19 protein-coding genes and 1 riboswitch are annotated in these 22,638 nt (G+C 72.5%); of the genes, 6 read left to right on the forward strand and 13 right to left on the reverse strand.

Going from position 1 to position 22,638, the window contains the following annotated elements:
• Window positions 1-4: 4 nt before the first annotated feature.
• Window positions 5-658, reverse strand: coding sequence for a response regulator transcription factor (locus SLV14N_RS10045; RefSeq protein ID WP_006602630.1), 654 nt, complete (start codon window positions 656-658; stop codon window positions 5-7).
• 322 nt (window positions 659-980) lie between these two features.
• On the opposite strand from SLV14N_RS10045, the gene SLV14N_RS10050 reads away from it, so the two are divergent.
• Window positions 981-1,157, forward strand: coding sequence for a hypothetical protein (locus SLV14N_RS10050; RefSeq protein ID WP_018093452.1), 177 nt, complete (start codon window positions 981-983; stop codon window positions 1,155-1,157).
• 80 nt (window positions 1,158-1,237) lie between these two features.
• On the opposite strand, the gene SLV14N_RS10055 is transcribed toward SLV14N_RS10050, so the two are convergent.
• Window positions 1,238-2,083, reverse strand: a complete 846-nt coding sequence (locus SLV14N_RS10055; RefSeq protein WP_262042457.1) for an inositol monophosphatase family protein — start codon at window positions 2,081-2,083, stop codon at window positions 1,238-1,240.
• 45 nt (window positions 2,084-2,128) lie between these two features.
• Entirely contained in the window at window positions 2,129-3,283 is a 1,155-nt protein-coding gene (locus SLV14N_RS10060) for a ferrochelatase (protein WP_263269074.1), read from the reverse strand.
• 178 nt (window positions 3,284-3,461) lie between these two features.
• Between SLV14N_RS10060 and SLV14N_RS10065 the strand changes: the two genes are divergently transcribed.
• Together SLV14N_RS10065 and SLV14N_RS10070 are read left to right on the forward strand one after the other, a co-directional pair.
• Window positions 3,462-4,730: an MFS transporter gene (locus tag SLV14N_RS10065; protein WP_263269075.1), complete on the forward strand. Its 1,269-nt coding sequence runs from the start codon at window positions 3,462-3,464 to the stop codon at window positions 4,728-4,730.
• Between the two features lie 240 nt (window positions 4,731-4,970).
• A complete protein-coding gene (locus SLV14N_RS10070; RefSeq protein ID WP_263269076.1) occupies window positions 4,971-6,314 on the forward strand; it encodes a D-arabinono-1,4-lactone oxidase in 1,344 nt (447 codons plus the stop codon).
• Window positions 6,315-6,428: 114 nt separating this feature from the next.
• Here SLV14N_RS10070 and SLV14N_RS10075 read toward each other — a convergent pair whose 3' ends face one another.
• A complete protein-coding gene (locus SLV14N_RS10075) occupies window positions 6,429-7,619 on the reverse strand; it encodes a hypothetical protein (protein WP_263269077.1) in 1,191 nt (396 codons plus the stop codon).
• Between the two features lie 496 nt (window positions 7,620-8,115).
• Between SLV14N_RS10075 and sepH the strand changes: the two genes are divergently transcribed.
• The gene (gene sepH, locus SLV14N_RS10080; RefSeq protein ID WP_018093446.1) at window positions 8,116-9,186 is read left to right on the forward strand and encodes a septation protein SepH; all 1,071 of its coding nucleotides are present in this window, start codon (window positions 8,116-8,118) and stop codon (window positions 9,184-9,186) included.
• A 101-nt stretch (window positions 9,187-9,287) separates the two neighbouring features.
• Here sepH and SLV14N_RS10085 read toward each other — a convergent pair whose 3' ends face one another.
• The gene (locus SLV14N_RS10085; RefSeq protein ID WP_208680655.1) at window positions 9,288-10,127 is read right to left on the reverse strand and encodes a sulfurtransferase; all 840 of its coding nucleotides are present in this window, start codon (window positions 10,125-10,127) and stop codon (window positions 9,288-9,290) included.
• Window positions 10,128-10,377: 250 nt separating this feature from the next.
• Here SLV14N_RS10085 and SLV14N_RS10090 point away from each other — a divergent pair, with 250 nt between their 5' ends.
• Entirely contained in the window at window positions 10,378-11,163 is a 786-nt protein-coding gene (locus SLV14N_RS10090) for a VOC family protein (protein WP_263269078.1), read from the forward strand.
• A 136-nt stretch (window positions 11,164-11,299) separates the two neighbouring features.
• Here SLV14N_RS10090 and SLV14N_RS10095 read toward each other — a convergent pair whose 3' ends face one another.
• The 4 genes from SLV14N_RS10095 to SLV14N_RS10110 form a co-directional block, all read right to left on the reverse strand.
• On the reverse strand, window positions 11,300-11,965 hold the full coding sequence (locus SLV14N_RS10095) for a thymidine kinase (RefSeq protein WP_208680657.1): 666 nt from the start codon (window positions 11,963-11,965) through the stop codon (window positions 11,300-11,302).
• Window positions 11,966-12,031: 66 nt separating this feature from the next.
• On the reverse strand, window positions 12,032-13,222 hold the full coding sequence (locus SLV14N_RS10100; RefSeq protein WP_263269079.1) for an alkaline phosphatase family protein: 1,191 nt from the start codon (window positions 13,220-13,222) through the stop codon (window positions 12,032-12,034).
• The gene (locus tag SLV14N_RS10105; protein ID WP_006602644.1) at window positions 13,222-13,812 is read right to left on the reverse strand and encodes a DUF5998 family protein; all 591 of its coding nucleotides are present in this window, start codon (window positions 13,810-13,812) and stop codon (window positions 13,222-13,224) included. The genes SLV14N_RS10100 and SLV14N_RS10105 overlap by 1 nt, the downstream gene beginning before the upstream one ends.
• A 38-nt stretch (window positions 13,813-13,850) precedes the next feature.
• A complete protein-coding gene (locus SLV14N_RS10110; protein WP_263269080.1) occupies window positions 13,851-16,847 on the reverse strand; it encodes a bifunctional GNAT family N-acetyltransferase/acetate--CoA ligase family protein in 2,997 nt (998 codons plus the stop codon).
• Window positions 16,848-17,055: 208 nt separating this feature from the next.
• Between SLV14N_RS10110 and SLV14N_RS10115 the strand changes: the two genes are divergently transcribed.
• Window positions 17,056-17,337 (forward strand): HPr family phosphocarrier protein, encoded by a 282-nt coding sequence (locus SLV14N_RS10115; RefSeq protein ID WP_026170334.1) that lies wholly within the window; start codon window positions 17,056-17,058, stop codon window positions 17,335-17,337.
• Between the two features lie 350 nt (window positions 17,338-17,687).
• On the opposite strand, the gene SLV14N_RS10120 is transcribed toward SLV14N_RS10115, so the two are convergent.
• The 4 genes from SLV14N_RS10120 to SLV14N_RS10135 all read right to left on the reverse strand — a co-directional run bounded on the left by SLV14N_RS10120 (window position 17,688) and on the right by SLV14N_RS10135 (window position 22,576).
• The gene (locus SLV14N_RS10120) at window positions 17,688-18,377 is read right to left on the reverse strand and encodes a GntR family transcriptional regulator (protein WP_026170333.1); all 690 of its coding nucleotides are present in this window, start codon (window positions 18,375-18,377) and stop codon (window positions 17,688-17,690) included.
• A 263-nt stretch (window positions 18,378-18,640) separates the two neighbouring features.
• Complete coding sequence (locus SLV14N_RS10125) at window positions 18,641-19,441, reverse strand: M23 family metallopeptidase (protein WP_263269083.1); 801 nt, start codon at window positions 19,439-19,441, stop codon at window positions 18,641-18,643.
• A gap of 12 nt (window positions 19,442-19,453) precedes the next feature.
• Window positions 19,454-19,609: riboswitch (cyclic di-AMP (ydaO/yuaA leader) on the reverse strand.
• Window positions 19,610-19,817: 208 nt separating this feature from the next.
• Window positions 19,818-21,200 carry a pitrilysin family protein gene (locus tag SLV14N_RS10130; protein ID WP_263273091.1) on the reverse strand — a complete coding sequence of 461 codons (1,383 nt, stop codon included), beginning with the start codon at window positions 21,198-21,200 and terminating at the stop codon, window positions 19,818-19,820.
• Window positions 21,201-21,238: 38 nt separating this feature from the next.
• Window positions 21,239-22,576: a pitrilysin family protein gene (locus SLV14N_RS10135; protein WP_018093435.1), complete on the reverse strand. Its 1,338-nt coding sequence runs from the start codon at window positions 22,574-22,576 to the stop codon at window positions 21,239-21,241.
• Between the last annotated feature and the right edge of the window lie 62 nt (window positions 22,577-22,638).

Genomic DNA, 22,638 nt, shown 5'->3' on the forward strand with positions numbered 1-22,638 from the left:
TCCGTCAGATCCGGTATCCCGAGCCCGGGACGGTGACGATCACCGCGGGCTCGCCGAGCTTGCGCCGCAGGGTCATGACCGTGACCCGTACGACGTTGGTGAACGGGTCGGTGTTCTCGTCCCAGGCCTTCTCCAGGAGCTGCTCGGCCGAGACGACCGTGCCCTCGCTGCGCATCAGGACCTCCAGCACCGCGAACTCCTTCGGCGCGAGCTGGACCTCCTTGCCGTCGCGGAAGACCTCACGGCGATTGGGGTCGAGCTTGATGCCGGCCCGCTCCAGGACGGGCGGCAGCGCGACGGTCGTACGGCGCCCCAGGGCGCGCACCCGGGCGGTCAGCTCGGTGAAGGCGAAGGGCTTGGGAAGGTAGTCGTCCGCGCCGATCTCCAGGCCCTCGACGCGGTCGCTGACGTCGCCGGAGGCGGTGAGCATCAGAACGCGGGTGGGCATCCCCAGCTCGACGATCTTGCGGCAGACGTCGTCACCGTGGACGACCGGAAGGTCACGGTCGAGCACCACGACGTCATAGTCGTTGACCGCGATCCGTTCCAGAGCGGCAGCGCCGTCGTAGACCACGTCGACCGCCATGGCCTCCCGGCGTAGTCCGGTGGCCACCGCATCGGCGAGCAGCTGCTCGTCCTCGACGACGAGAACACGCACGTCGCTAGTCCTTCCTCAGGGCCCTTGCGGGCAGGCAAAAACATGTCTGAAAGCTCTTCCATCCTGCCCCCAAGAGCCATAAACCGGCGGTAAGAGGGGTGCGGGGTGGGTGGAGGGCGGGGCCGGGGACCCGACGGGCAGGATTCCTGGGCGGGTTGAGGTTTCCCTGAGGTGGCGGATGGGGAGGACGACTGCACACCCGCGATCACGCCCTGTTTCTCCGGCTACTTGCCATGGACTGATCCATCGCAGGGACCACGCCGTGATCGACCCACCCGTCGGCACACCCCCGTGCCCACCGACCCACGACGAGGGGGCGCACATGGACGCGTTCACCGCAGGCATTTTGCAGCGCATACAGAACACCGAAGCTGATCTGGACCGGGCCCGCGCTGCGGGCGATGACTTCCTCGCCGAGGTCGAACAGGCGGAGCTTGAGGACCTGCAGCGACTGGCGACCGAGCACGGCGTGCGTTATGGAGCGGTCAGCAACGCCTGACCGCTCCACTGCGCACGACGACAGCGCCCCGGCATCCAGGGGATGGTGCCGGGGCGCTGTCGTGCCCGGACGGGGTCCGGTCAGTCGTGCCAGGCGCCGAGCTCGTCCAGAAGCGGCTGGAGCTGCGCGAAGAGGTCCGGGGAGGCGGCGAGGGTCAGCTCCAGGGAGACCGCACGGCCGGGGCGGCCGCCGGTGAGCGCACCGGCCTCGCGGGCGATCAGGGCGCCGGCCGCCAGGTCCCAGGGGTTCAGACCACGCTCGTAGTAGGCGTCGAGCCGGCCGCAGGCCACATCGCACAGGTCGATCGCGGCCGAGCCGCCGCGCCGGATGTCGCGGACCTGCGGCAGCAGCGTGCGCAGCACCTCGGCCTGTGCGGCCCGGCGCTCGGCCAGGTACGAGAAACCGGTGCCGAGCAGCGCCTGGGAGAGCGGCGGGGCGGGCCGGTGCCGGATGCGCTCGCCGTTGTTGAACGCGCCACGACCCAGGACGGCCTGGTAGGTCTCCCCGCGCATCGGGGCGGCGACGACACCGACGACCACCTCCCCGTCCTTCTCCGCCGCGATGGACACGGACCAGGACGGCAGCCCGTAGAGGTAGTTCACGGTGCCGTCGACGGGGTCGATGACCCAGCGGATACCGCTGGTGCCGTCGGTGCTGGCGCCCTCCTCCCCCAGGAAGCCGTCGTCGGGGCGGCGCTCCCCGATGAAGCCGGTGATCAGCTTCTCGGAGGCGATGTCCATCTCGGTGACGACGTCGATGGGGCTGGACTTGGTGGCGGCCACACCGAGGTCGGCGGGCCGGCCGTCGCGCAGCAGGGTCCCCGCGCGGCGGGCGGCCTCCAGGGCCAGTTCGAGAAGTTCGTCGTACAGCGCTTCGGTCTGCGCCGGGTCGGTCTGCGGGGCGTCGGGGTGCAGCGGATCGGGCACGATGCTCCTTGCTCGGACGAGCGGTGGTCGGGCGGGCGTACGGGCTTACGCGGGGGCCTCGGCGACCGGGCCCCGCCAGTCGGCGCCGGCCGCGGCCGGGCGCGGTGCGCGCGCGGGGCAGCAGCCGACCGGACACAGGTCGTGGCTCGCGGCGAGGGCGCCCAGGGCGCAGCGCTGCGGGGTGCCACCCCGTTCGGTGGCCGCGCGCTCCAGGAGGAGGTCGCGGACGGCCGCGGCGAACCGGGGGTCGGCACCCACGGTGGCCGACCTGGCGACCGGCAGTCCCAGTTCGGCGGCCTTGGCGGTGGCCTCGGTGTCGAGGTCGTACCTGACCTCCATGTGGTCGGAGACGAACCCGATGGGGGCCATGACGACGGCCGGGACGCCCGCGGCGTGCTGCTCTTCCAGGTGGTCGCAGATGTCCGGCTCCAGCCAGGGGATGTGCGGGGCGCCGCTGCGGGACTGGTAGACGAGCCGCCAGGGGTGGTCCACACCGGTCTCCGCACGGACCGCGTCCGCGATCGTCCGTGCCACGTCCAGGTGCTGGGCGACATAGGCGCCGCCCTCACCGCCCGGGGTGTGGTCGCCGGGTGTGCCGGAGGTGTCGGCGGCGGCGGTGGGGATGGAGTGCGTGGTGAAGGCGAGATGGGCGCCGTCCCGCACGTCCTGGGGCAGTTCGGCGAGGGAGGCCAGCACCCCGTCGACCATGGGGCGGACGAAACCGGGGTGGTTGAAGTAGTGCCGCAGTTTGTCGACCTGCGGCGCCGGCAGGTCCTCGGACTGCAGGATGGCGAGCGCGTCGGCGAGGTTCTCGCGGTACTGCCGGCAGCCCGAGTACGAGGCGTAGGCGCTGGTCGCCAGGACGGCGATCCGGCGGTGGCCGTCGTGCACCATGGTGCGCAGGGTGTCGGTCAGGTAGGGCGCCCAGTTGCGGTTGCCCCAGTAGACGGGCAGGTCCAGGCCGTTCTCGGCGAAGTCGCTGCGCAGCGCGTCCAGCAGTTCCCGGTTCTGTGCGTTGATGGGGCTGACGCCGCCGAACAGGAAGTAGTGCTGCCCCACCTCCTTGAGGCGCTCACGGGGGATGCCGCGGCCGCGGGTCACGTTCTCCAGGAACGGGACGACGTCGTCGGGGCCTTCGGGGCCGCCGAACGACAGCAGCAGCAGGGCGTCATAGGGGCTGGGGTCGCGCTGTTCGGGCATGCCATCGATCCTGCCACCCTTCCCCTGGGGGCGGCGGCCAGGTCCCGGCGCGGACCAGGCGACGGGCCGGGTGGGGTCGCCGGGAATCCGGAGGCGGCCGACGGCCCCTCACCCGTAAGCTGTATCGGCCACAGACATCCCTTACCGATCTTCGGTCCTCACCGGCGGAGCCTCCCCGTTGCCCAGTCCCTACCGCGCCATATTCGGCCGCCCCGGCACCAAGTCGTTCTCCGCCGCCGGGCTCCTGGGCCGGATGCCCCTGTCGATGATGGGCATCGGCATCGTCACGATGATCTCCCAGCTGACCGGCCGCTACGGCCTGGCGGGCGCGCTGTCCGCGACCCTCGCGCTGTCCGCCGCGGTCCTCGGCCCGCAGATCTCCCGGCTGGTGGACCGGCACGGCCAGAGCCGGGTGCTGCGCCCGGCCACCCTGGTGTCGATCGCCGCGGTCGCCGGTCTGCTGCTGAGCGCGCAGCAGCGCTGGCCGGACTGGACCCTGTTCGTCTTCGCGGCCTGTGTGGGGTGTGTGCCGAGCGTCGGCTCGATGATCCGGGCACGCTGGGCGGAGATCTACCGGGGCTCCCCACGCAAGCTGCACACCGCGTATTCGTGGGAGTCGATCGTCGACGAGACGTGCTTCATCTTCGGGCCGATCCTGTCCATCGGCCTGTCCACCGCGTGGTTCCCGGAAGCCGGTCCGCTGCTGGCCGCCGGTTTTCTGGCCGTCGGGGTCTTCTGGCTGACGGCGCAGCGTGCGACGGAGCCGGTGCCGCATCCGCGGGAGCAGCACGCCAAGGGGTCGGCGCTGCGCTCACGGGGGCTGCAGGTGCTGGTGGTGACGTTCGTGGCGACCGGCGCGATCTTCGGGGCGATCGATGTGGTGACCGTGGCGTTCGCCGAGGAGGTCGGGCACAAGGCCGCGGCCAGCCTGGTGCTGGCGGTCTATGCGCTCGGCTCGTGTCTGGCCGGTGCCGTCTTCGGGCTGCTGCACCTCAAGGGGCATCCGTCCCGGCGGTGGATGGTGGGGGTCGGTGTGATGGCGGTGAGCATGGTGCCGCTGCAGCTGGTGGGTTCGCTGCCGCTGCTGGCCGTTGCGCTGTTCGTCGCGGGGCTGTCCGTCGCCCCGACGATGGTGACCACGATGGCGCTGATCGAGGAGCATGTCCCGCGGTCGCAGCTGACCGAGGGCATGACCTGGACCAGCACCGGCCTGGCGGTGGGCGTCGCGCTGGGGTCGTCGGCGGCCGGCTGGGTGGTGGACGCCGCGGGGGCCGCCCGGGGCTATCTGGTGCCGGGCGCGGCCGGACTGCTCGCCGCGCTGGTGGCGTTCGCCGGCTACCGCAGGCTCCGTCCGCAGCCCACCGCTCCGGTGGCGGGCCCGGCGGCGGCCGGCGGGCTGCCCGGTCAGGGCGACCCGGAACGGCAGGGCGAGGAGAGCGTGGCGTAGGGCCGTTCCGACGGAGCCCGGGTCACACCGGGCCGATCCGGCGCACATGCGTGAACGGCCGCCGCCCGCTTGCCTGTTACCGGCGGTACGACATGTCCGGGAGCCGGTTGATTCCGGCCGATTCCCCGCCCCTGTGATTCCCGTCACCCCACCTGGATGTCGCGTCGGTGACTGACATCATGCGCTCACACCAACGGCGGCCGTACGCGGCCGGCCCGCGCGGAGGGAGGGGACGTCACCATGGCAGTCAGCAACGCCGTCGGCGGCTCGGGAGGGCGTGCTCCGGCCACCGGACCCTGGCGCAACTGGGCGGGCAATGTCACCGCCCGCCCCGCCCGGAGCGTGGCCCCGGCGAGCACCGAGGAGCTGGCGGCCGCGGTCCGCGCCGCCGCCGCGGACGGGCTGACGGTCAAGGCGGCCGGCACCGGGCACTCCTTCACCCCGGCGGCCGTCACCGACGGACTGCTGATCCGCCCCGAGCGGCTGACCGGAATCCGTACGGTCGACCGCGAGGCCGGGACGGTGACGGTGGCGGCCGGTACGCCGCTCAAGCACCTCAACGAGAGGCTGGCCGCGCACGGGCTGTCACTGACCAACATGGGCGACATCATGGAGCAGACCGTCTCCGGGGCGGCCGGCACCGGCACCCATGGGACGGGCCGCGACTCGGCGTCGATCGCCGCCCAGATCACCGCCCTCGAACTGGTCACCGCCGACGGCTCGGTGCTGACCTGTTCCGCCGGGGAGAACCCGGAGGTCTTCGCGTCGGCACGGCTGGGCCTGGGCGCGCTCGGCGTGATCAGCGAGCTCACCTTCGCCGTGGAGCCGGAGTTCCTGCTGACCGCCCGCGAGGAGCCGATGCCCTTCGACGAGGTGACGGACCGGTTCGACGAACTGGTCGCCGAGAACGAACACTTCGAGTTCTACTGGTTCCCGCACACCGGCAGCTGCAACACCAAGCGCAACAACCGCAGCCAGGGCCCGGCGGCGCCCCCCGGGAAGGTCAGTGGGTGGATCGAGGACGAGCTGCTGTCCAACGGGGTCTTCCAGCTCGCCTGCGCCGTCGGCCGGGCGGTGCCGGCCGCCATACCGGGCATCGCCAGGATCTCCAGCCGCGCGCTGTCGGCCCGTACGTACACCGACATCCCGTACAAGGTGTTCACCTCGCCGCGGCGGGTGCGGTTCGTGGAGATGGAGTACGCGCTGCCCCGCGCGGCCGCGGTCGCGGCGCTGAGTGAGCTCAGGGCCCTGGTGGAGCGCTCCGACTTCAAGGTCAGCTTCCCGGTGGAGGTGCGCACCGCGCCGGCCGACGACATTCCGCTGTCCACCGCTTCGGGCCGGGACACCGTGTACCTCGCCGTGCACATGTACCGCGGCACGCCGCACCAGGCGTATTTCGCGGCCGCCGAGCGGATCATGACGGCACACGACGGGCGTCCGCACTGGGGGAAGCTGCACACCCGCGACGCCGCCTCTCTCGCTGATGTCTATCCGCGGTTCGGCGAGTTCACCGCCGTGCGCGACCGGCTGGATCCGGAGCGCCGGTTCGCCAACCCGTATCTGCGGCGGGTCCTGGGGGACTGACCGACGACGACGGCCGCGCCCCGGCGCCCATAAGGGGTACCGGGGCGCGGCCGTCGCAGGGTCCGCCCGACCGGGCGGTCCGTTCCTTCGGATCGATCGGACCGCCGGCCGGGGTCAGGAGGCTCCGGGGGCCGGGTCCTGTGCGTCGGACTCCTGCTGGTGCTGCCGGTCCCCCTGGTCCTCGCCGCCGGTCGAACCGTCGTCGTTGCCGGCGCCACCGTCGCCGGTGGATTCGCTCGGGGACGGATCCGGGGACGAGGGCGTGCCGGGGTCCGGCGACGTCTTGTCGCCGTCGGACGGGCTCGGGGCGGGCGAGGGGGCGTCGCCGTCCTTCTTCTTGTCCGTGCCGGGGTCCTCCGACGTGCCCGGGTCCGGGCTCGGCTCACCGCCGTTGCCGTGGCGCTTGCCGTGCTCCGGCGAACCGGGGTCGGGCGACTGCGGTGAACCGGGCTGCTGCCCGCCCCCTCCCCCGGTGTGGGTGAGCCGGCTCAGCGTGGTGCCCTTCTCGCCGCTCGGCGTCTGCCCGGTGACCAGCTCGGTGCCGGTGACCACCCCCATGGCGAGCACGAAGACCGCGAGCGCACCGAGCGCCGGCCGCTTCCAGCCGCGCAGCCGGGTGCCGTACGTCGTGGTGCCGAGCTCCTCGGGCGGTCCGGCCGGCTGCCGCGCGGGCGGACCGGTCGGACGGGCGGGCGTCATGCTCCGCTCGTCGAGGCGCGGCACCAGCTGCGTCCGGTCGGCGGGCCGCCCCCGGCCCGCGCCGTCCGCCGTGCGCGGGGCGCCGATCGCGCCCTGGCCGGCCGCGCGCAAGATCCGCGTCGCGTCGTCGGACTGCGGAGCCGGGTGGGCGCTCGCCGGATCACGGCGGCGGGCCTGTTCGGCCCGCGGGATGAGCTGGGTACGGGCGGTGTCGCGCCCGGGTGTCCTGGCGGCGACGGAGGTGACCTTGTCCTCCGTGCCCTGCTTGTCGAAGGTCGGCAGCACCATCGTGGGCTCGGCCGGCCGTGCGTGCGGTGTGGTGGATCGAGTGCGGGTGGAGGAGGAGCGGCGTGGCTTCGGCCGCGTGGTGACCGTCGCCTCCTTGAGCTGTTCGCCGGTGCGCCGGAACAGGTGCTGGAATATCGAGCCGCCGGTGGTGGCCACGACACTGACCAGACCCGCGCCGATGATGGTTCCGTAGATGCCGAGCCGGCCTGCGAGGTACGCGGCGACGGCTGCGGCGAGCGCACTGCCGGCTACCTGAGCCACGCTCAGGTCTATCCGCCTCTCCTTCTTCTTCGTGTCGGTTTCGGTTTCTTCGTCCATCTCCAACCTTTGATAGCCCCTTCGATCCATCTTGCATGGAGAAGTGACCATTCGGCGGAGCCATTAGTTCCGATTTTGGGGAATCTGTGAAACTCGCCACCTGAGTGCCAGGTAGAGAGGTCGACAAGACGACCGAACACCCTTGCCCACCCAGAAGTTCGGCGGCGCGGCGGTCCACCTAAGTGGTCCAAATGGAGTACTGTGGCGAGCCCTGGCCCCGGTTCCCGTCCGGCTGCCCGGAACCCGCGGGAGGGGCCCTGAAGGCGGCTCTCACCCGGGGCGCCGCCGCTCTGCACGGGTGCACGGCGACAGGGCAAGCGACACGGTCACTGAGCGTGGCGAACTGGTAACCGTGTCATAACGGCGTTTCAGGGCCAAGCCCCGACACGCCGGGCAACTCGGCAATGTTGTGGCAGGCTGCACCCGGGCAGGCCACACTCGACTAGCGGAAGCAGCGACGCACGTGACGTCGGCAGGCACCACCCGGGAGGTCCCCATGCCCGAACTGCGTGTCGTGGCCGTCTCCAACGACGGCACACGGCTGGTGCTCAAAGCTGCGGACAGCACCGAGTACACGCTTCCGATCGACGAACGGCTGCGCGCCGCCGTCCGCAATGACCGCGCGCGGCTCGGCCAGATCGAGATCGAGGTCGAGAGCCACCTGCGGCCGCGGGACATCCAGGCGCGTATAAGAGCCGGTGCCTCCGCCGAAGAGGTCGCCCAGCTCGCCGGCATCCCCGTCGACCGGGTGCGCCGCTTCGAGGGCCCGGTGCTCGCCGAGCGTGCGTTCATGGCCGAGCGGGCCCGTAAGACCCCGGTACGGCGCCCCGGTGAGAACACCGGTCCGCAGCTCGGTGAAGCGGTCGCGGAGCGGCTGCTGCTGCGCGGCGCCGACAAGGAGAGCGTCCAGTGGGACTCCTGGCGCCGGGACGACGGCACCTGGGAGGTGCTGCTGGTCTACCGCGTCGCAACCGAACCGCACTCGGCGAGCTGGACGTACGACCCGCCGCGGCGGCTCGTCCAGGCCGTGGACGACGAGGCCCGGGCACTGATCGGCGAGAGCGACGACACGCCCGAGCCGAGCTTCCCGTTCGTGCCGCGGATCGCGCGGCTGCCGCGCGACCGGCCGCTGGACCGCGCCCTGGACCGGCAGTCGTCCGAGCGCGGCGAGCGCGCGGCGCAGTCCGGCGGTGAGGACGACGAGCCGCGGGTCGCGGAGGAGGCCACGGGCGAGCGGGAGCGGGATTCGCTGACCAGCCTGCTGGAGGCGGTGCCGAGCTTCCGTGGCGACATGGTCGTACCGGAGAGCGTGAAGTCGCCGCAGAGCGATGAGGAGTCCGAGGCCGAGGTCGAGGAGCCGCCCGCTCCGGCGGCGAGCGCGGGTGCGGGCGCGGGTTCCGCGTACGCCGATGTGCTGATGCCGCGCGCGGTGGCCGGGCATCGTGACCGGCTGACCGGGACGACGGACCGGCAGGCCGAGGCGGACGGCGTACGGCCCGGGCGCCGTGCAGCGGTGCCCAGTTGGGACGAGATCGTCTTCGGCACCCGGCGCAAGAAACCGGAGTAACGGGGCCGCCGCCCCCAGCGCGTAACGCTGTCCGCCCGCCCCGGCTCCCCGGGGCGGGCGGACAGCGTTGTACGGGGCCTCGTGACGGGCCCGGCGGGGGCTCAGCCGGGCTGCGGGCCGGTGGCGACCGGACGGGACGGGTCGGCCGACCACTCGCTCCAGGAGCCGACGTACAGCGCGGCGGGGACGCCCGCGACCGCGAGGGCCAGCACCTGATGGGCGGCAGAGACGCCGGAGCCGCAGTAGACGCCGACCTCCACGTCCGCGGTGGCGCCCAGCGACGCGAACCGCTTGGCCAGGTCCGCGGCGTCACGGAAGACGGTGTCACCCTCGACGACGTTCTCGGTCGTCGGCGCGGACACGGCGCCCGGGATATGGCCGGCGACCCGGTCGATGGGCTCGACCTCGCCTCGGTAGCGCTCGGCGGCGCGGGCGTCCAGCAGGACTCCGCGGCGGGCCAGGGCGGCCGCGTCGTCCGCCGTGAGCAGCGGCACCGCGCCCGGCAGGGGCGTGAAGTCACCGGCCGGCGGCGCCGGTTGCTCGGCACTCAGGGCGCCACCGGACGCCCTCCATGCGGCGAGACCGCCGTCCAGCACCCGCACATCGGGGTGACCGGTCCAGCGCAGCAGCCACCAGGCACGGGCGGCCGCCCAGCCCTGACCGCCGTCGTAGACGACCACGGGGCGGTCCGCGCGGACGCCCGCGGCCCGCATGGCCCCGGCGAAGACATCGAGATCGGGGAGCGGATGACGGCCGGCCGGGCCGGGGGGCGAGGCCAGCTCACTGTCGAGATCGACATAGACCGCGCCGGGGACGTGGCCGGCCGCGTACTCGGGGCGGCCGGGCGGCCCGCCGAGCTGATAGCGGACGTCCAGGAGCACCGGCGGGGCGGGCCGTGCCAACTCGCTCGCGAGTTCGGTAGCGGTGATGATGGCGTTCATGGGACTCATCCTTGCGTAGCAACGACTACGTACAGAAGGTGGGTGCCCACCCTCCGTATGGCGCAGTTACACCCTGCCGCAACCGCGCCGAAACGGATGGGGGAACATCAAAACGGGCATTCTCCCTCGCGAACGTGCCATCGACGGCGCGGCCGGGGCGCACACCAGGTCACCGGGTGCGAGCATCTGGACGGGACCCGCGCCCGTACCGCACATGGTCAGCACCCGACGCTCCGAGGAGAGAGTGACAATGACGACCGAGGCAGCGACCCGGCGGATGCCCGGCGCGCCCTGCTGGGTGAGCCTCCTTGCCCACAGCCTGCCCGCGACGCAGGAGTTCTACGGCGCGCTGTTCGGCTGGGAGTTCCGCCCGGGGCCGCAGCACTTCGGTCCGTACGCCCGGGCCTTCCTCGACGGCCGGGAAGTCGCCGGGGTCGGCGAGCTGGCCCCCGACCGCCATCTCCCGGTCTCCTGGACCACGTATCTGGCCAGCGACGACGCGGATGTGACCGCCGAACAGATCCGTTCCTGCGGTGGGACGGTGGGCGTCGGGCCGCTGGACGCCGACGACGACACGGGACGGATGGCCATCGCCTCCGACCCACAAGGGGCGATCTTCGGCGTCTGGCAGGGCAGGACGATGATGGGCACCGCGTTCACCGGGGAGCCGGGCACCGCGGTGTGGAACGAGCTGGTCACCCGGGACACCGGCTCCGTCGGGCCGTTCTACGAGCATGTCTTCGGTTTCGAGACGGAACCCCTGTCTTCGGACGACGACGCCGGCTTCGACTATCTGACGCTGCACCTGAAGGACCACCCGGTGGCCGGCATCCACGGTGTGGGCAGCGCCCTGCCGCGTGACCGGGGTTCCCACTGGATGACGTACTTCGCGGTCTCCGATACGGACGCGGCTGTCCGCCGGGTGACCGAGCTGGGCGGACGGGTGCTGGACGGCGCCCGGGACTCCGCGCACGGCAGGCTGGCGACCGTTGCCGACAGCGAGGGCGCCGTCTTCACGATCATTCAGAAGGGCTGAACGCCCGTCGCACCGGGCCGTGTCCGCCGTCCGGCGCGGGCCCGCCCCAGGGCCGTGTGGAGGCGCATACGGAGGCAGCCGGCACCGCCGCCGGGACCCGGGATCGCCGGTCGCCGCCTCAGCCCGTCCACGGCTCCTACCGCGCACCGTCGACCGGCAGGACGTCCGGGGAGAGCGCGGCCGCGCGGGCGGTCGCCGAGGTCTGGCGGCGGCGGTGGTGACGCCGGCACAGCACCTCGTAGCCGACCTCGGCCGACGGGCCGTCCACGTCACCGACGACATCCCCGACCACGACCTGTGCGCCCTCGACGACCATCCGGTTGCCGACCGTGCGGGCGTTGTGCGTGGCACGGGCGCCGCACCAGCACAGCGCCTCGACCTGCAGCACCTCCACCCGGTCGGCCAGTTCGACCAGGCGCTGGGACCCGGGGAAGAGCTTGCTGCGGAAGTCGGTGGAGATGCCGAAGGCGAAGACGTCCAGTTCGAGGTCGTCGACGACGCGGGCGAGCTGGTCGATCTGTTCGGGGGCGAGGAACTGTGCCTCGTCGGCGATGACGTAGTCGACCCGGCCGCCGGAGGAGAGATGGCCGACGACATGGGCGTAGAAGTCCATGTCGTCCGCCGCCTCGACGGCCTCGGTGACCAGGCCGAGGCGGGAGGAGAGCTTGCCATGGCCGGCCCGGTCGTTGCGGCTGTAGATCATTCCTTGCAGGCCGCGGGAGGAGCGGTTGTGCTCGATCTGCAGAGCCAGTGTCGACTTTCCACAGTCCATCGTTCCGGAGAAGAACACCAGCTCGGGCATGGGAAGTTGCGGGCCTTTCGGGCTCGTGAGGGGGCGGGGCGAGGTGCGGGCGAGCGGCCCTGCGGGTCAGGTGCGGACTTCCAGGAGCGGCACCAGCTGCTCCACCGGGGTCATGGAGCCGTGCATCCCGACCATCTCCGACTCCCGGGGCTCTCGTTCCGTCGCGATGATCACCATGTCGGCATGGGCGGCCGCGACGACATCGCCGATCCGGGCACGCACCCGGTCGTCGACCCGCGGCCCGAACCACCCGGCCGCGATGGCCTCTTCACGGCTCGCCACCCACATCTGCTCACCGACCACCTCGCGCCATACGGCGAGCACATCGGCGGCCGCTCCCTGGTGGGCGTACACATGCCGGGCCCGGCCCTCGCCACCCAACAGGCGTACGCCGGCGCGCAGTTCCCAGTCCTCGTCGAAGTCGATCCGCGACTCGGGGTCGAAGGGGATGTCGATCATGCCGTGGTCGGCGGTGATGTAGAGCGCGCTGCGCGGCGGCAGCTGCTCGGCCAGCCGCTGGGCGAGCCGGTCGACGTACATCAACTGGCCGCGCCAGGCGTCGGAGTTGACGCCGTAGCGGTGCCCCTTGCCGTCGACCTCGGAGTAGTACGTGTAGACCAGCGAGCGGTCGCCGGCGGCGAGCTGCTCGGCGGCGAGGTCCATCCGCTCCTCGCCGGAGAGCCGGCCGTGGAAGGTGCCGCCGCTGAGCGCGACCTTGGTGAGCGGGGTGTGCTGGAAATTCGGTGCGGAGACCTGGCAGGTGTGGATGCCGGCGGTGTCCGCGAGCTGGAAGACCGTCGGATACGGCTGCCAGACGTAGGGATCGGTCCACGGGGACCAGCGCAGCTGGTTCATCAGGGCGCCGGTCGCCGGGTCCTCACAGGTGTAGCCGGGCAGGCCGTGGGCGCCCGGCGGCAGTCCGGTGCCGACCGAGGCGAGGGAGGTGGCGGTGGTGGACGGGAAGCCCGCGGTGAGCGGACGGCCGCTGCCGTTGAACGACGTACCCAGGAACGAAGTGAGGAACGGTGCCTCCTCCGGGTGGGCACGCAGCAGCTCCCAGCCGAGACCGTCGATCAGGAAGACACAGGCCCGGTCGGCGGGGGCCAGCTCCATCGCGCCGGTGAGGCCGGGTATGCCCAGCCCGGCGGCGATGGTGGGCAGCAGATCGGCGAGTGAGGCGGTGCCGTAGCGGGGCACCGGGGCGCTGAGCGGGTCGAGCGGTTCGGGTTCCGGCCAGGCGGGGGCGGTGTGGACCATCAGCGGGTGGTGGTGGCCGCGGTGGCCTCGGAGAGGGCCTGGGCGAAGGTGAGCGTCTCGCGCACCGAGTCCGGTCCGTCCCCGGCCTCACTGACCCGCAGCGAGAGGTCGTCGGCGGTGGAGGAGCCCGTGTAGCCGTGGTCCGCCTCGCAGTTGGGGTCGCCGCAGGCGGCGGGCTCCAGGTCCAGGCGGGCGACCGCGCCCCAGCCGATGGTCAGCACGACTTCGCGGGGCAGCTGCCCGGGGGTGTACGACTCCGGGTTGGCGACCACCCGGCTGAGCACCACGGAGGAGATCCGGCCCAGCTTGACCGACTCGGTGGAGGTGGTGGCGTACGGCGACGGGGAGGTGGCGTCGGCGGCCTGCTCGTCGGTGTGGCTGACGATGAAGCGGGTGCCGGTCAGGACCAGGACCGTGACATGGCGGCGGACCTCGTTGGCGTCGAAGGTCGTCTCTTGATGGACGAGGTACGACACCACCGGCTCGCCGCCGACCGCGGCCTGCACCGCCTCGGCCACGAGCGTCGGGTAATAGCCACTGCGCTCGATCGCCGCGCGCAGCCCCTGGGTCGTCGTACCGGTCTTAGCCATGGAGTCCATCTTACGGGGCGAACCGGGCCGCGAGAGCCTCAGTAGACGGGCAGTCGGCGGGGGCCGAGGTCAGTCGTGGCGGGCGGCCGGGCCAGCCGGACGGTGGCGCCCAGGACGGAGAGGCCCTGGGCGGCGACGACGACCGGTTCGAGGTCCACGCCGACGACCTCGGGGTGGTCGTCGACGAGCCGGGAGACGCGCAGCAGCAGCTCCGCCAGGGCGGCGGTGTCCACGGGCTGGGAGCCGCGCCAGCCGAACAGCAGCGGGGCGGCGCGGATCGAGCGGATCTGCTCGGCGACCTCGCGGTCGGTGGCCGGGATGAGGCGGTGGGCGATATCGCCGAGCAGCTGGGAGGGCGCCCCGGCCAGGCCGAAGGAGAGGACGGCGCCGGCGGCGGGGTCGATGGCGGCACGGACGACGGTGTCCACCCCGCGCGGCACCATCGACTGGACGACCGGGCGCAGCTCCTCCGGGGAGCCGAGGTAGTCGGTCAATTCGGAATAGGTACGGCGGAGTTCGGCCTCACCGGCGATGTCCAGGCGCACACCGCCGAGGTCGGGGCGGTGGCGCAGATGGGGTGCGGTGGTCTTGAGGGCCACCGGATAGCCGAGGCGGGCGGCGGCGCGGACGGCGGTGTCCGGGTCGGGGGCCGGGAGGACGGGGAGCGTGTGGATGCCGTAACGGGCGAGCAGGGCCTCGGCGTCCTCGGGCGGCACCGGGACGGAACGGCCGGTGGGGACGTCGGGGCCGAGCCCGTCCAGGAGGCGCTCGATGTCCGCGCCGGCCGCGGCCTCCTGGATGTCGTCGTACTCCGGCACCCGGCCCGGGTCGGCGGCCTCCCGGCGCCAGGCGGCGTAGCGGACGGCCTCGGCGAGCGAGCGGACGGCGCGCTCGGCGGCGGGGTAGGCGGGGATCCGGAGGCGCTCACGGCGGGGCCGGCGCGGGATGCCGGCCTCGGCGTCGCGGGCCGGGGTCGCCTGGCGTGCGGCGAGAGGGGGCGGCGGGCCGGTGGGGGCCGGGGGGCGTGGGAGGTGGGACGGGGCGGGCGGGACCGGCGGGGGCGCCGGGGCGGGGCTCATGGGGCGGGCCGGCGGCTCGGGGCGGGCCGCCTCGTCGCGGGCGGGAGCTGCGGACTCTGCCGGTGCCGGCGCCGGCGCCGCGAGCGTCTGCGCCAGGTCGTCCATCGCGAGGTGGACGACCGTGACCGGCTTCTCCGGGTGGGCTGCCGCCGCGGTGCGCAGGGCGTCGGCGAGCGCGGCGCCCTCGCTGCCGCCCGGGGAGACGGCGGCCCCCTCCCCCACCCAGGGGATGGCCGTGACGACCACGGCATCGCAGCCGTCGGCGGACAGCGCCTCGGCGAGCGCGGCCCGGAAGTCGTCCGGTGTCGCGGCGGAGGCCAGTACACGGGGGCGCTGCGGGCGCAGCCCCTCGGTCAGGCAGGCGTCGTACGCCAGCAGCGCCAGCGACTCGGAGTTGCCGAGAATGGCGATCCGCGGGCCGGCCGGCAGCGGCTGGGAGGCCAGCAGCAGCCCGGCGTCGATCAGCTCGGTGACCGTGTCCACACGGATCACACCGGCCTGGCGCATCAGGGCGGCGACGGTGCTGTCGGGAACCCGGACGGTGGGCACGGCATGACCGGGCGGAGCGGTGCCGTTGTGCCGGGCTCCCTTGGCGACCACCACCGGTTTGACGGCGGCGGTGCGGCGGGCGAGCCGGGCGAACTTGCGGGGGTTGCCGATGGACTCCAGATAGAGGATCACGACATCGGTGTCCGGGTCCTCGTACCAGTACTGGAGCAGGTCGTTGCCGGAGACATCGGCGCGGTTGCCGGCCGAGACGAAGGCGGAGATACCGGCGATACCGCCGTCACCGGGGCCGCGCGCATGCAGTCCGCTGAGCAGGGCGATGCCGATGGCGCCGGACTGGGTGAACAGGCCGATGTGGCCGGCGCCGGGCATCTGGGGGGCGAGGGAGGCGTTCAGCCGGACGTCGGGGGCGGTGTTGATCAGGCCGAAGGCGTTGGGCCCGATCAGCCGCATGCCGTACGAGCGGGCCTGGCGGAGCAGGGCGCGCTGCCGCTCTCTGCCGTCCGGGCCCGCCTCGGCGTAGCCGGAGGACAGGACCAGCACGCCCTGGACGCCGTGTTCGCCGCAGTCGCGGATCACGTCGGGGACGCTGTCCGCGGGGACGGCGATGACGGCGAGGTCGACCGGGTCGGTGATCTCCCGCAGGGTGCGGACGGCCGGCACGTCTTCGGGGTCCAGCCGCCGCAGGCCCTCGGGGAAGGCGTGGTTGACGGCGTGCACCCGGCCCGTGAAGCCGGAGTCCAGGAGGCTGCGCAGGGCGGTACGGCCGACGCCGCCGGGGGCCCGGCCGGTACCGATGACGGCGACCGAGCCCGGCGCGAGCAGCCGCTGTACGGAGCGGGCCTCCGCGCGCTGTTCACGTCCGCGCATCACGGCCATGGACTGCTCGGTCGGCTCCAGATCGAACTCGAGACGGACCACACCGTCCTCGAAGGTGCGCTTGTGGGTGTAGCCGGCGTCCGTGAACACCTTGATCATCTTGGAGTTCGCGGGGAGCACCTCGGCGGCGAACCGGCGGATGCCGCGTTCGCGGGCGACGGCCGCGATGTGCTCCAGGAGGGCGGAGGCGACTCCGCGGCCCTGGTGGGCGTCCTGGACGAGGAAGGCGACCTCCGCCTGATCGTCCTCGGGGTTCTTGGCGGGCAGCCCCTGCTCGTTGATCCGGTCGTAGCGGACGGTGCCGATGAACTCGCCGCCGATCGTGGCGGCGAGCCCGACCCGGTCGACGTAGTCGTGGTGGGTGAAACGGTGCACATCACGGTCGGACAGACGCGGGTAGGGCGCGAAGAAGCGGTAGTACTTCGACTCGTCCGAGACCTGCTCGTAGAAGGAGACCAGCCGCTCGGCGTCATCGGTGGTGATGGGGCGGATCCGTGCTGTGCCGCCGTCACGCAGCACCACGTCGGCTTCCCAGTGGGTCGGGTACGCGTGCTCCGGCGGCGTCTGCATGCGGACAGCGTACGACCGGCCACCGACAACCGGGCCTGCGCGCGTACGCTCGGGGTGCGGGGCAGGCCGGTGCGCCGTAGGACGTGCGGCCTGCCGGGTCTTCCCCGGGCCCCACTGCCGCAGAGGCCAGGACGAAGGGCCGGCGGACCACACACCGCAGCGTGAGAGACTGGTCTAGACAACTGTCACGACTTTGAAGGGCAACACCATGGCAGAGCGCCGCGTCAATGTCGGTTGGGCCGAGGGCCTGCACGCCCGCCCCGCGTCGATCTTCGTCCGTGCGGCCACCGCCTCCGGCGTCCCGATGACGATCGCCAAGGCTGATGGCAACCCCGTCAACGCGGCCTCCATGCTCGCGGTCCTCGGCCTGGGCGCCCAGGGCGGCGAGGAGATCGTGCTGGCCTCCGACGCCGAGGGCGCCGAGGCGGCGCTCGACCGTCTGGCCAAGCTCGTGGCCGAGGGCCTCGAGGAGCTCCCCGAGACCGTCTGAGTCCGCCAGGACTTCTGCCGTCTGCGGCGGCCCCGCCGTGGTGACCGAATCGGTTGCCGCGGCGGGGCCGTTTTGCTGGGCCGGTATCCGCGGTGCCAGTGGGGGTGACGGTCCGCCGCGCCCGGTGGGTCTGCGCGGCAATGCCGCATACGGCGCCGCGCATTCCGCGGGGAGGGGGCGCGGAATTGCCGGGGTGACCGCCGTCCGGGTTCCGCCAGGAAATGCACACACCATTAAGCACATGCAGTGCGGCAAAAATAGGCACACCAAATGCAGGATCGGGCGCCGAATAAAGCACCGCTATGCGCGGGCGCAGCAAATTCCGCGCTTCTTTGTATACGGGGCGATTGTTAAGGGCGGACGCGTGCCGTGTTGACGGGCGGTTTCGGATCCCTCACCTCGGCCTTGGCGGGGAGCCGCAGCCGGTAGACCGGAAGCGAGCGCTCGACATGAGCCGCCATCAGGGCGCGCGCCCGTTCGGCGTCCCCACGGGCCACCGCGTCCAGCACCGCGCCGTGTTCGTCCCAGGACTCGCCGGCCCGGGGCGGCAGTTCCACCGCGTACATCCACTCGATCTTGCGCCGCAACTGGGTCAGCAGCGCCGTCAGGCTGGGGCTGCCGGCCGCCTGGGCCAGCGTTTCGTGGAACCAGCCGTCCAGTTGGCGCAGATCCGCGGGGTTGCCGTGCCGGGCCCGCTCGCGGCCGAGCCGTACCAGGCCGCGGAGCACCTTCAGGTGGGCCGGACTGCGGCGGGCGGCCGCGCGGGCGGCGCCCAGCGGCTCCAACAGGGCGCGGACGTCGAGGAGATCGGCGGCCTCCTGCTCGGTGGGCTCGGCGACGCAGGCGCCCGCGTGGTGGCGGGTGGTGACGAAGCCCTCGGACTGCAGGGTGCGCAGTGCTTCGCGGACCGGCACTCTGGAGACGCCGTAACGGGCCGCCAGGATCTCCTCGATCAGCCGGCTCCCCGGCGCCAGCGCACCGGAGACAATGTCGTCGCGAATCGCCGTGCACACCGCATGCGCGGAAATATGGCCTCGCATCTTCCGTGCCTCCGCCGTAATCCCCTGAAAACGCCGCCGGTCGGCGACTTTTCCGTGACTCTATTCGACCGGCACGGCTTTTCCGACGGCCTCGGGATATTCATGGATATTTTTTGGCCGGAAGTCGCGGGGCACCGGCGTATCCGGTGCGTACCCACCGCACTCCGGATACACCGAAGCCCCGGCCGTGGGACCGGGGCTCCGGAGGGACGCTCGGCGTGGGGCGCAGGACCCGTACGGGGCGCCGCCGGCGAGGCCGGGAATCAGACGTTGACGCCGTGCCCGCGCAGGTACGAGATGGGGTCGATGTCCGAGCCGTAGTCGGCGCCGGTGCGGGCCTCGAAGTGCAGGTGCGGGCCGGTGACGTTGCCGGTGGCGCCGGAGAGGCCGATCTGCTGACCCGGGGTGACCTGCTGGCCGACCGAGACACCGAGCGACGACAGGTGGCCGTACTGGGTGTACGTGCCGTCGTTCATCTTGATCACGATGTTGTTGCCGTACGAGCCGCCCCAGCCGGCCTCGACGACGGTGCCCGAGCCGACCGCGTGGACGCTGGTGCCGGAGGCGGCGTGGAAGTCGATGCCGGTGTGGCTGCCGGAGGACCACAGGCCACTGGAGGCCTTGTAGGCGGTGGACACGTAGGAGTCGCCAATGGGGGCGACAAAGGCGTTGAGGCGCTTGCGCTCCGCGTCGCGGGCGGCGCGCACCTTGGCCTCATGGGCGGCCTTGGCCTTCTTCTTCGCCGCCTCGGCACGCCGCTTGGCCTCATCGGCCTGCTTCTTGGCGACGGCCTCGGCCTTCGCCCTCGCCGCGGCGGCCTCGGCGTCGGCCTGCTGCGCGTCGGCCTGGGCCTCGACACGGTTGGCGAGCTCGTCGCCCAGCACGACGGCCTGCTGCAGTCCGGTGTCGTGGGGGCGCGCCTCGTCCGTCGCGGCCAGCGCCGGCGAGGCCACGGAGGCGACCACACCGCCGGCCGCGAGGGTGGCTATGCCGGCGACGTTGCGGGTCGTCCGAACGGGACGGCTCGCGCGACGGTGCTTCCCGGTGGCACGGATGAACGCCATGTGCTGGCTTGTCCTTTCCCTCCTTCTCGCCTACCGGGTTAGCTGACGGGTTCGGAGCAGGAAGGTCTCCTACGGACTCCTCGGAGAGGAGGCCGATTCACCCCAAGGGACGTTTGGGTCCCCGGCTCCCCTGGCTCGCGCCGTACGGGGACTCGGCGATGGCTGTCCGGTGCCACTGTTGTGGCGGACTTGTGACGAACAGCCGGACCGACGCTAAACGGGGCAACTTTCAATCGGCAAACAGAACCGCTTTTTTGTGCGGGATGCCACAAGAACCGGGGCACCAGCCGCAATAAACCGGACATACGGCGGCTCCCGTGGCTGACAAGCACCACGGGAGCCGCACGGTCTGCAGATGACCTTCCGTCATACGGGGCTAGCCGCTGACGACGGTCACCTCACCGATGCCCAGCGCCTTGACCGGCTCGGCGATCTGCGCCGCATCGCCCACCAGGACCGTCACCAGCCGGTCCACGGGGAAGGCGTTGACCGCCGCGGCGGTGGCCTCGACGGTGCCGGTCTCCGCGAGGCGGGCGTACAACTGCGCCTGGAAGTCGTCCGGGAGCTGCTGCTCCACCTGGTCGGCGAGGGTGCCCGCGACGGCCGCCGCGGTCTCGTACTTCAGCGGAGCGACCCCGACGAGGTTCTGCACGGCGACATCCCGCTCCTCGTCCGTCAGCCCCTCTGCCGCGAGGGTGCGCAGCACCTTCCACAGGTCCTCGAGGGCCGGGACGGTGGAGCCGGTGTCCACCGAGCCGCTGATGGCGAGCAGCGCGGCGCCCGTGGATCCCTCGGGGGAGGTGGGGGCGGTGGAGCGGAGCACCTGGCCGAAGGCGCGCACCCCGTAGGTGTAGCCCTTCTCCTCCCGCAGCACACGGTCCAGACGGGAGGTGAGGGTGCCGCCCAGGCAATAGGCGCCGAGGACCTGCGCGGGCCACACGCGGTCGTGCCGGTCGGCACCGATCCGGCCGATGAGCAGCTGCGTCTGGACGGCACCGGGGCGGTCCACGATCACCACCCGGCCGGTGTCGTCGGCGACGATCGCCGAGGCCTTCAGCGGCTCGGCCGTGGAGCCGCTCCAGGCACCGAGAGTGTCGGCGAGCGCCGCGCCGAGGTCGACGCCGGTGAAGTCACCGACGATGACGGCGGTGGCAGTGGCGGGCCGTACATGGGCGTCGTAGAAGGCGCGGACGGCGGCGGCGTCGATGCGGGCGACGGTCTCCTCGGTGCCCTGCCGGGGCCGCGACATGCGGGCGGTGGCCGGGAACAGCTCCTTGGACAGTGCCATCGCGGCGCGGCGGGCCGGGTTGGCGAGCTCGTGCGGAATCTCGTCGAGGCGGTTGCGTACCAGCCGCTCGACCTCGCTCTCCGGGAAGGCGGGCGCCCGCAGCGCGTCGGCGAGCAGGCCGAGCGCACGGGTCAGCCGGGACGCCGGCACCTCGAGGGAGACCCGTACGCCGGGGTGGTCGGCGTGCGCGTCCAGGGTGGCGCCGCAGCGCTCCAGCTCGGCGGCGAACTCCTCCGCGTCATGCGTGTCGGTGCCCTCGGACAGCGCACGCGCCATGATCGTGGCGACGCCGTCCAGGCCCTCGGGTTCGGCGTCCAGCGGCGCGACGAGGTTGATCTCGACGGCGACGACCTGCTGGCCGGGGCGGTGGCTGGTCAGGAGGGTGAGCCCGTTGGGCAGTTGGCTGCGCTCGGGGGCAGGGAAGGCCCACGGCTTGGGCGCGCCCCCCTGGGGCTGCGGGTGGAAGTCCATGGGGCTCACGGGGGAATCGGCGTGGGTGGTGGCGTCGCTCACTGGTCCGCCTCCCCTTCCTCGGTGTCGGCGTCGGACGGCTCGGTGGGCTCGTAGACGAGCGCCGCGCGGTTGTCGGGGCGCAGCCGGGCCTTGGCGACCGCCTGCACCTCCTCGGGGGTGATGTCCAGGACGCGCTGGACGGCGGACAGCGCGAGCTGCGGGTCGCCGAACAGGACGGCGAAGCGGCACAGTTCGTCGGCGCGGCCGCTGACCGTGGCCAGCCGGTCCAGCCATTCGCGCTCCAGCTGGGCCTGCGCCCGCTCCATCTCCTCCGGGGTCGGGCCCTCGGCGGCGAAGCGGGCCAGCTCCTCGTCGACCGCGCGCTCGATGTCGGGGACCTCGACCCCGCCGGACGTCTTCACGTCCAGCCAGCCCAGCGAAGGGGCACCGGCCAGCCGCAGCAGGCCGAAGCCGGCGGCGACGGCGCTGCGGTCGCGGCGCACCAGCCGGTTGTAGAGGCGGGAGGACTCGCCGCCGCCCAGGACGGTCAGCGCGAGGTCCGCGGCGTCCGCCTCACGGGTGCCGTCGTGCGGCAGGCGGTAGGCCGCCATGAGGGCGCGGGAGGGCACATCCTCCTCGACGACCTCGCGCAGCTCGCCGCCGATGACGTCCGGCAGGGTGCCGTCCCGGGGCGGCTGCTTGCCGTCGTGCGAGGGGATCGATCCGAAGTACTTCTCGATCCAGGCCAGCGTCCGCTCGGGGTCGATGTCGCCGACGACCGACAGGACGGCGTTGTTGGGCGCGTAGTACGTACGGAAGAACGCCCGCGCGTCCTCCAGGGAGGCCGCGTCCAGGTCTGCCATCGACCCGATGGGCGTGTGGTGGTACGGGTGGCCCTCGGGGTACGCCATGGCCGTCAGCTTCTCGAAGGCCGTGCCGTAGGGGACGTTGTCGTAGCGCTGGCGGCGCTCGTTCTTGACGACGTCGCGCTGGTTCTCCAGGGACTCGTCGTCCAGCGCGGTCAGCAGCGAGCCCATGCGGTCCGCCTCCAGCCAGAGCGCGAGCTCCAGCTCATGGGCGGGCATGGTCTCGAAGTAGTTGGTGCGCTCGAAGCTCGTGGTGCCGTTGAGCGAACCGCCGGCGCCCTGCACCAGCTCGAAGTGGCCGTTGCCCTTCACCTGCGCGGAACCCTGGAACATCAGATGCTCGAAGAGGTGAGCCAGGCCCGTACGGCCCTTGACCTCGTGGCGGGAGCCGACGTCGTACCACAGGCAGACCGCTGCGACCGGGGTCAGGTGGTCTTCGGAGAGCACCACGCGCAGGCCATTGGCCAGCCGGTGCTCGGTTGCTGTCAGGCCGCCGGAGCCGGCTTGTTCTGTGGCCGTGTGACCCATGGGCATGTACGTCCCTTCGATCCGCTTGCGAGGAAGTTCTGTCACTGTATGCAAGCGCGTCG

Source organism: Streptomyces sp. Je 1-4 4N24, assembly GCF_026239515.1.
GTDB lineage: Bacteria > Actinomycetota > Actinomycetes > Streptomycetales > Streptomycetaceae > Streptomyces > Streptomyces nigrescens.

Bases quoted from the DNA above. Each gene is read 5' to 3' on its own strand.
- sepH (WP_018093446.1), top strand. From the start codon at position 8,116: ATGCCCGAACTGCGTGTCGTGGCCGTCTCCAACGACGGCACACGGCTG.
- SLV14N_RS10115 (WP_026170334.1), top strand. From the start codon at position 17,056: ATGGCAGAGCGCCGCGTCAATGTCGGTTGGGCCGAGGGCCTGCACGCC.
- SLV14N_RS10060 (WP_263269074.1), bottom strand. From the start codon at position 3,283: ATGCCCGAACAGCGCGACCCCAGCCCCTATGACGCCCTGCTGCTGCTG.
- SLV14N_RS10095 (WP_208680657.1), bottom strand. From the start codon at position 11,965: ATGCCCGAGCTGGTGTTCTTCTCCGGAACGATGGACTGTGGAAAGTCG.
- SLV14N_RS10120 (WP_026170333.1), bottom strand. From the start codon at position 18,377: ATGCGAGGCCATATTTCCGCGCATGCGGTGTGCACGGCGATTCGCGAC.
- SLV14N_RS10125 (WP_263269083.1), bottom strand. From the start codon at position 19,441: ATGGCGTTCATCCGTGCCACCGGGAAGCACCGTCGCGCGAGCCGTCCC.
- SLV14N_RS10100 (WP_263269079.1), bottom strand. From the start codon at position 13,222: ATGGTCCACACCGCCCCCGCCTGGCCGGAACCCGAACCGCTCGACCCG.
- SLV14N_RS10135 (WP_018093435.1), bottom strand. From the start codon at position 22,576: ATGGGTCACACGGCCACAGAACAAGCCGGCTCCGGCGGCCTGACAGCA.
- SLV14N_RS10105 (WP_006602644.1), bottom strand. From the start codon at position 13,812: ATGGCTAAGACCGGTACGACGACCCAGGGGCTGCGCGCGGCGATCGAG.
- SLV14N_RS10075 (WP_263269077.1), bottom strand. From the start codon at position 7,619: ATGGACGAAGAAACCGAAACCGACACGAAGAAGAAGGAGAGGCGGATA.
- SLV14N_RS10070 (WP_263269076.1), top strand. From the start codon at position 4,971: ATGGCAGTCAGCAACGCCGTCGGCGGCTCGGGAGGGCGTGCTCCGGCC.
- SLV14N_RS10050 (WP_018093452.1), top strand. From the start codon at position 981: ATGGACGCGTTCACCGCAGGCATTTTGCAGCGCATACAGAACACCGAA.
- SLV14N_RS10130 (WP_263273091.1), bottom strand. From the start codon at position 21,200: ATGGACTTCCACCCGCAGCCCCAGGGGGGCGCGCCCAAGCCGTGGGCC.
- SLV14N_RS10090 (WP_263269078.1), top strand. From the start codon at position 10,378: ATGACGACCGAGGCAGCGACCCGGCGGATGCCCGGCGCGCCCTGCTGG.
- SLV14N_RS10110 (WP_263269080.1), bottom strand. From the start codon at position 16,847: ATGCAGACGCCGCCGGAGCACGCGTACCCGACCCACTGGGAAGCCGAC.
- SLV14N_RS10085 (WP_208680655.1), bottom strand. From the start codon at position 10,127: ATGAACGCCATCATCACCGCTACCGAACTCGCGAGCGAGTTGGCACGG.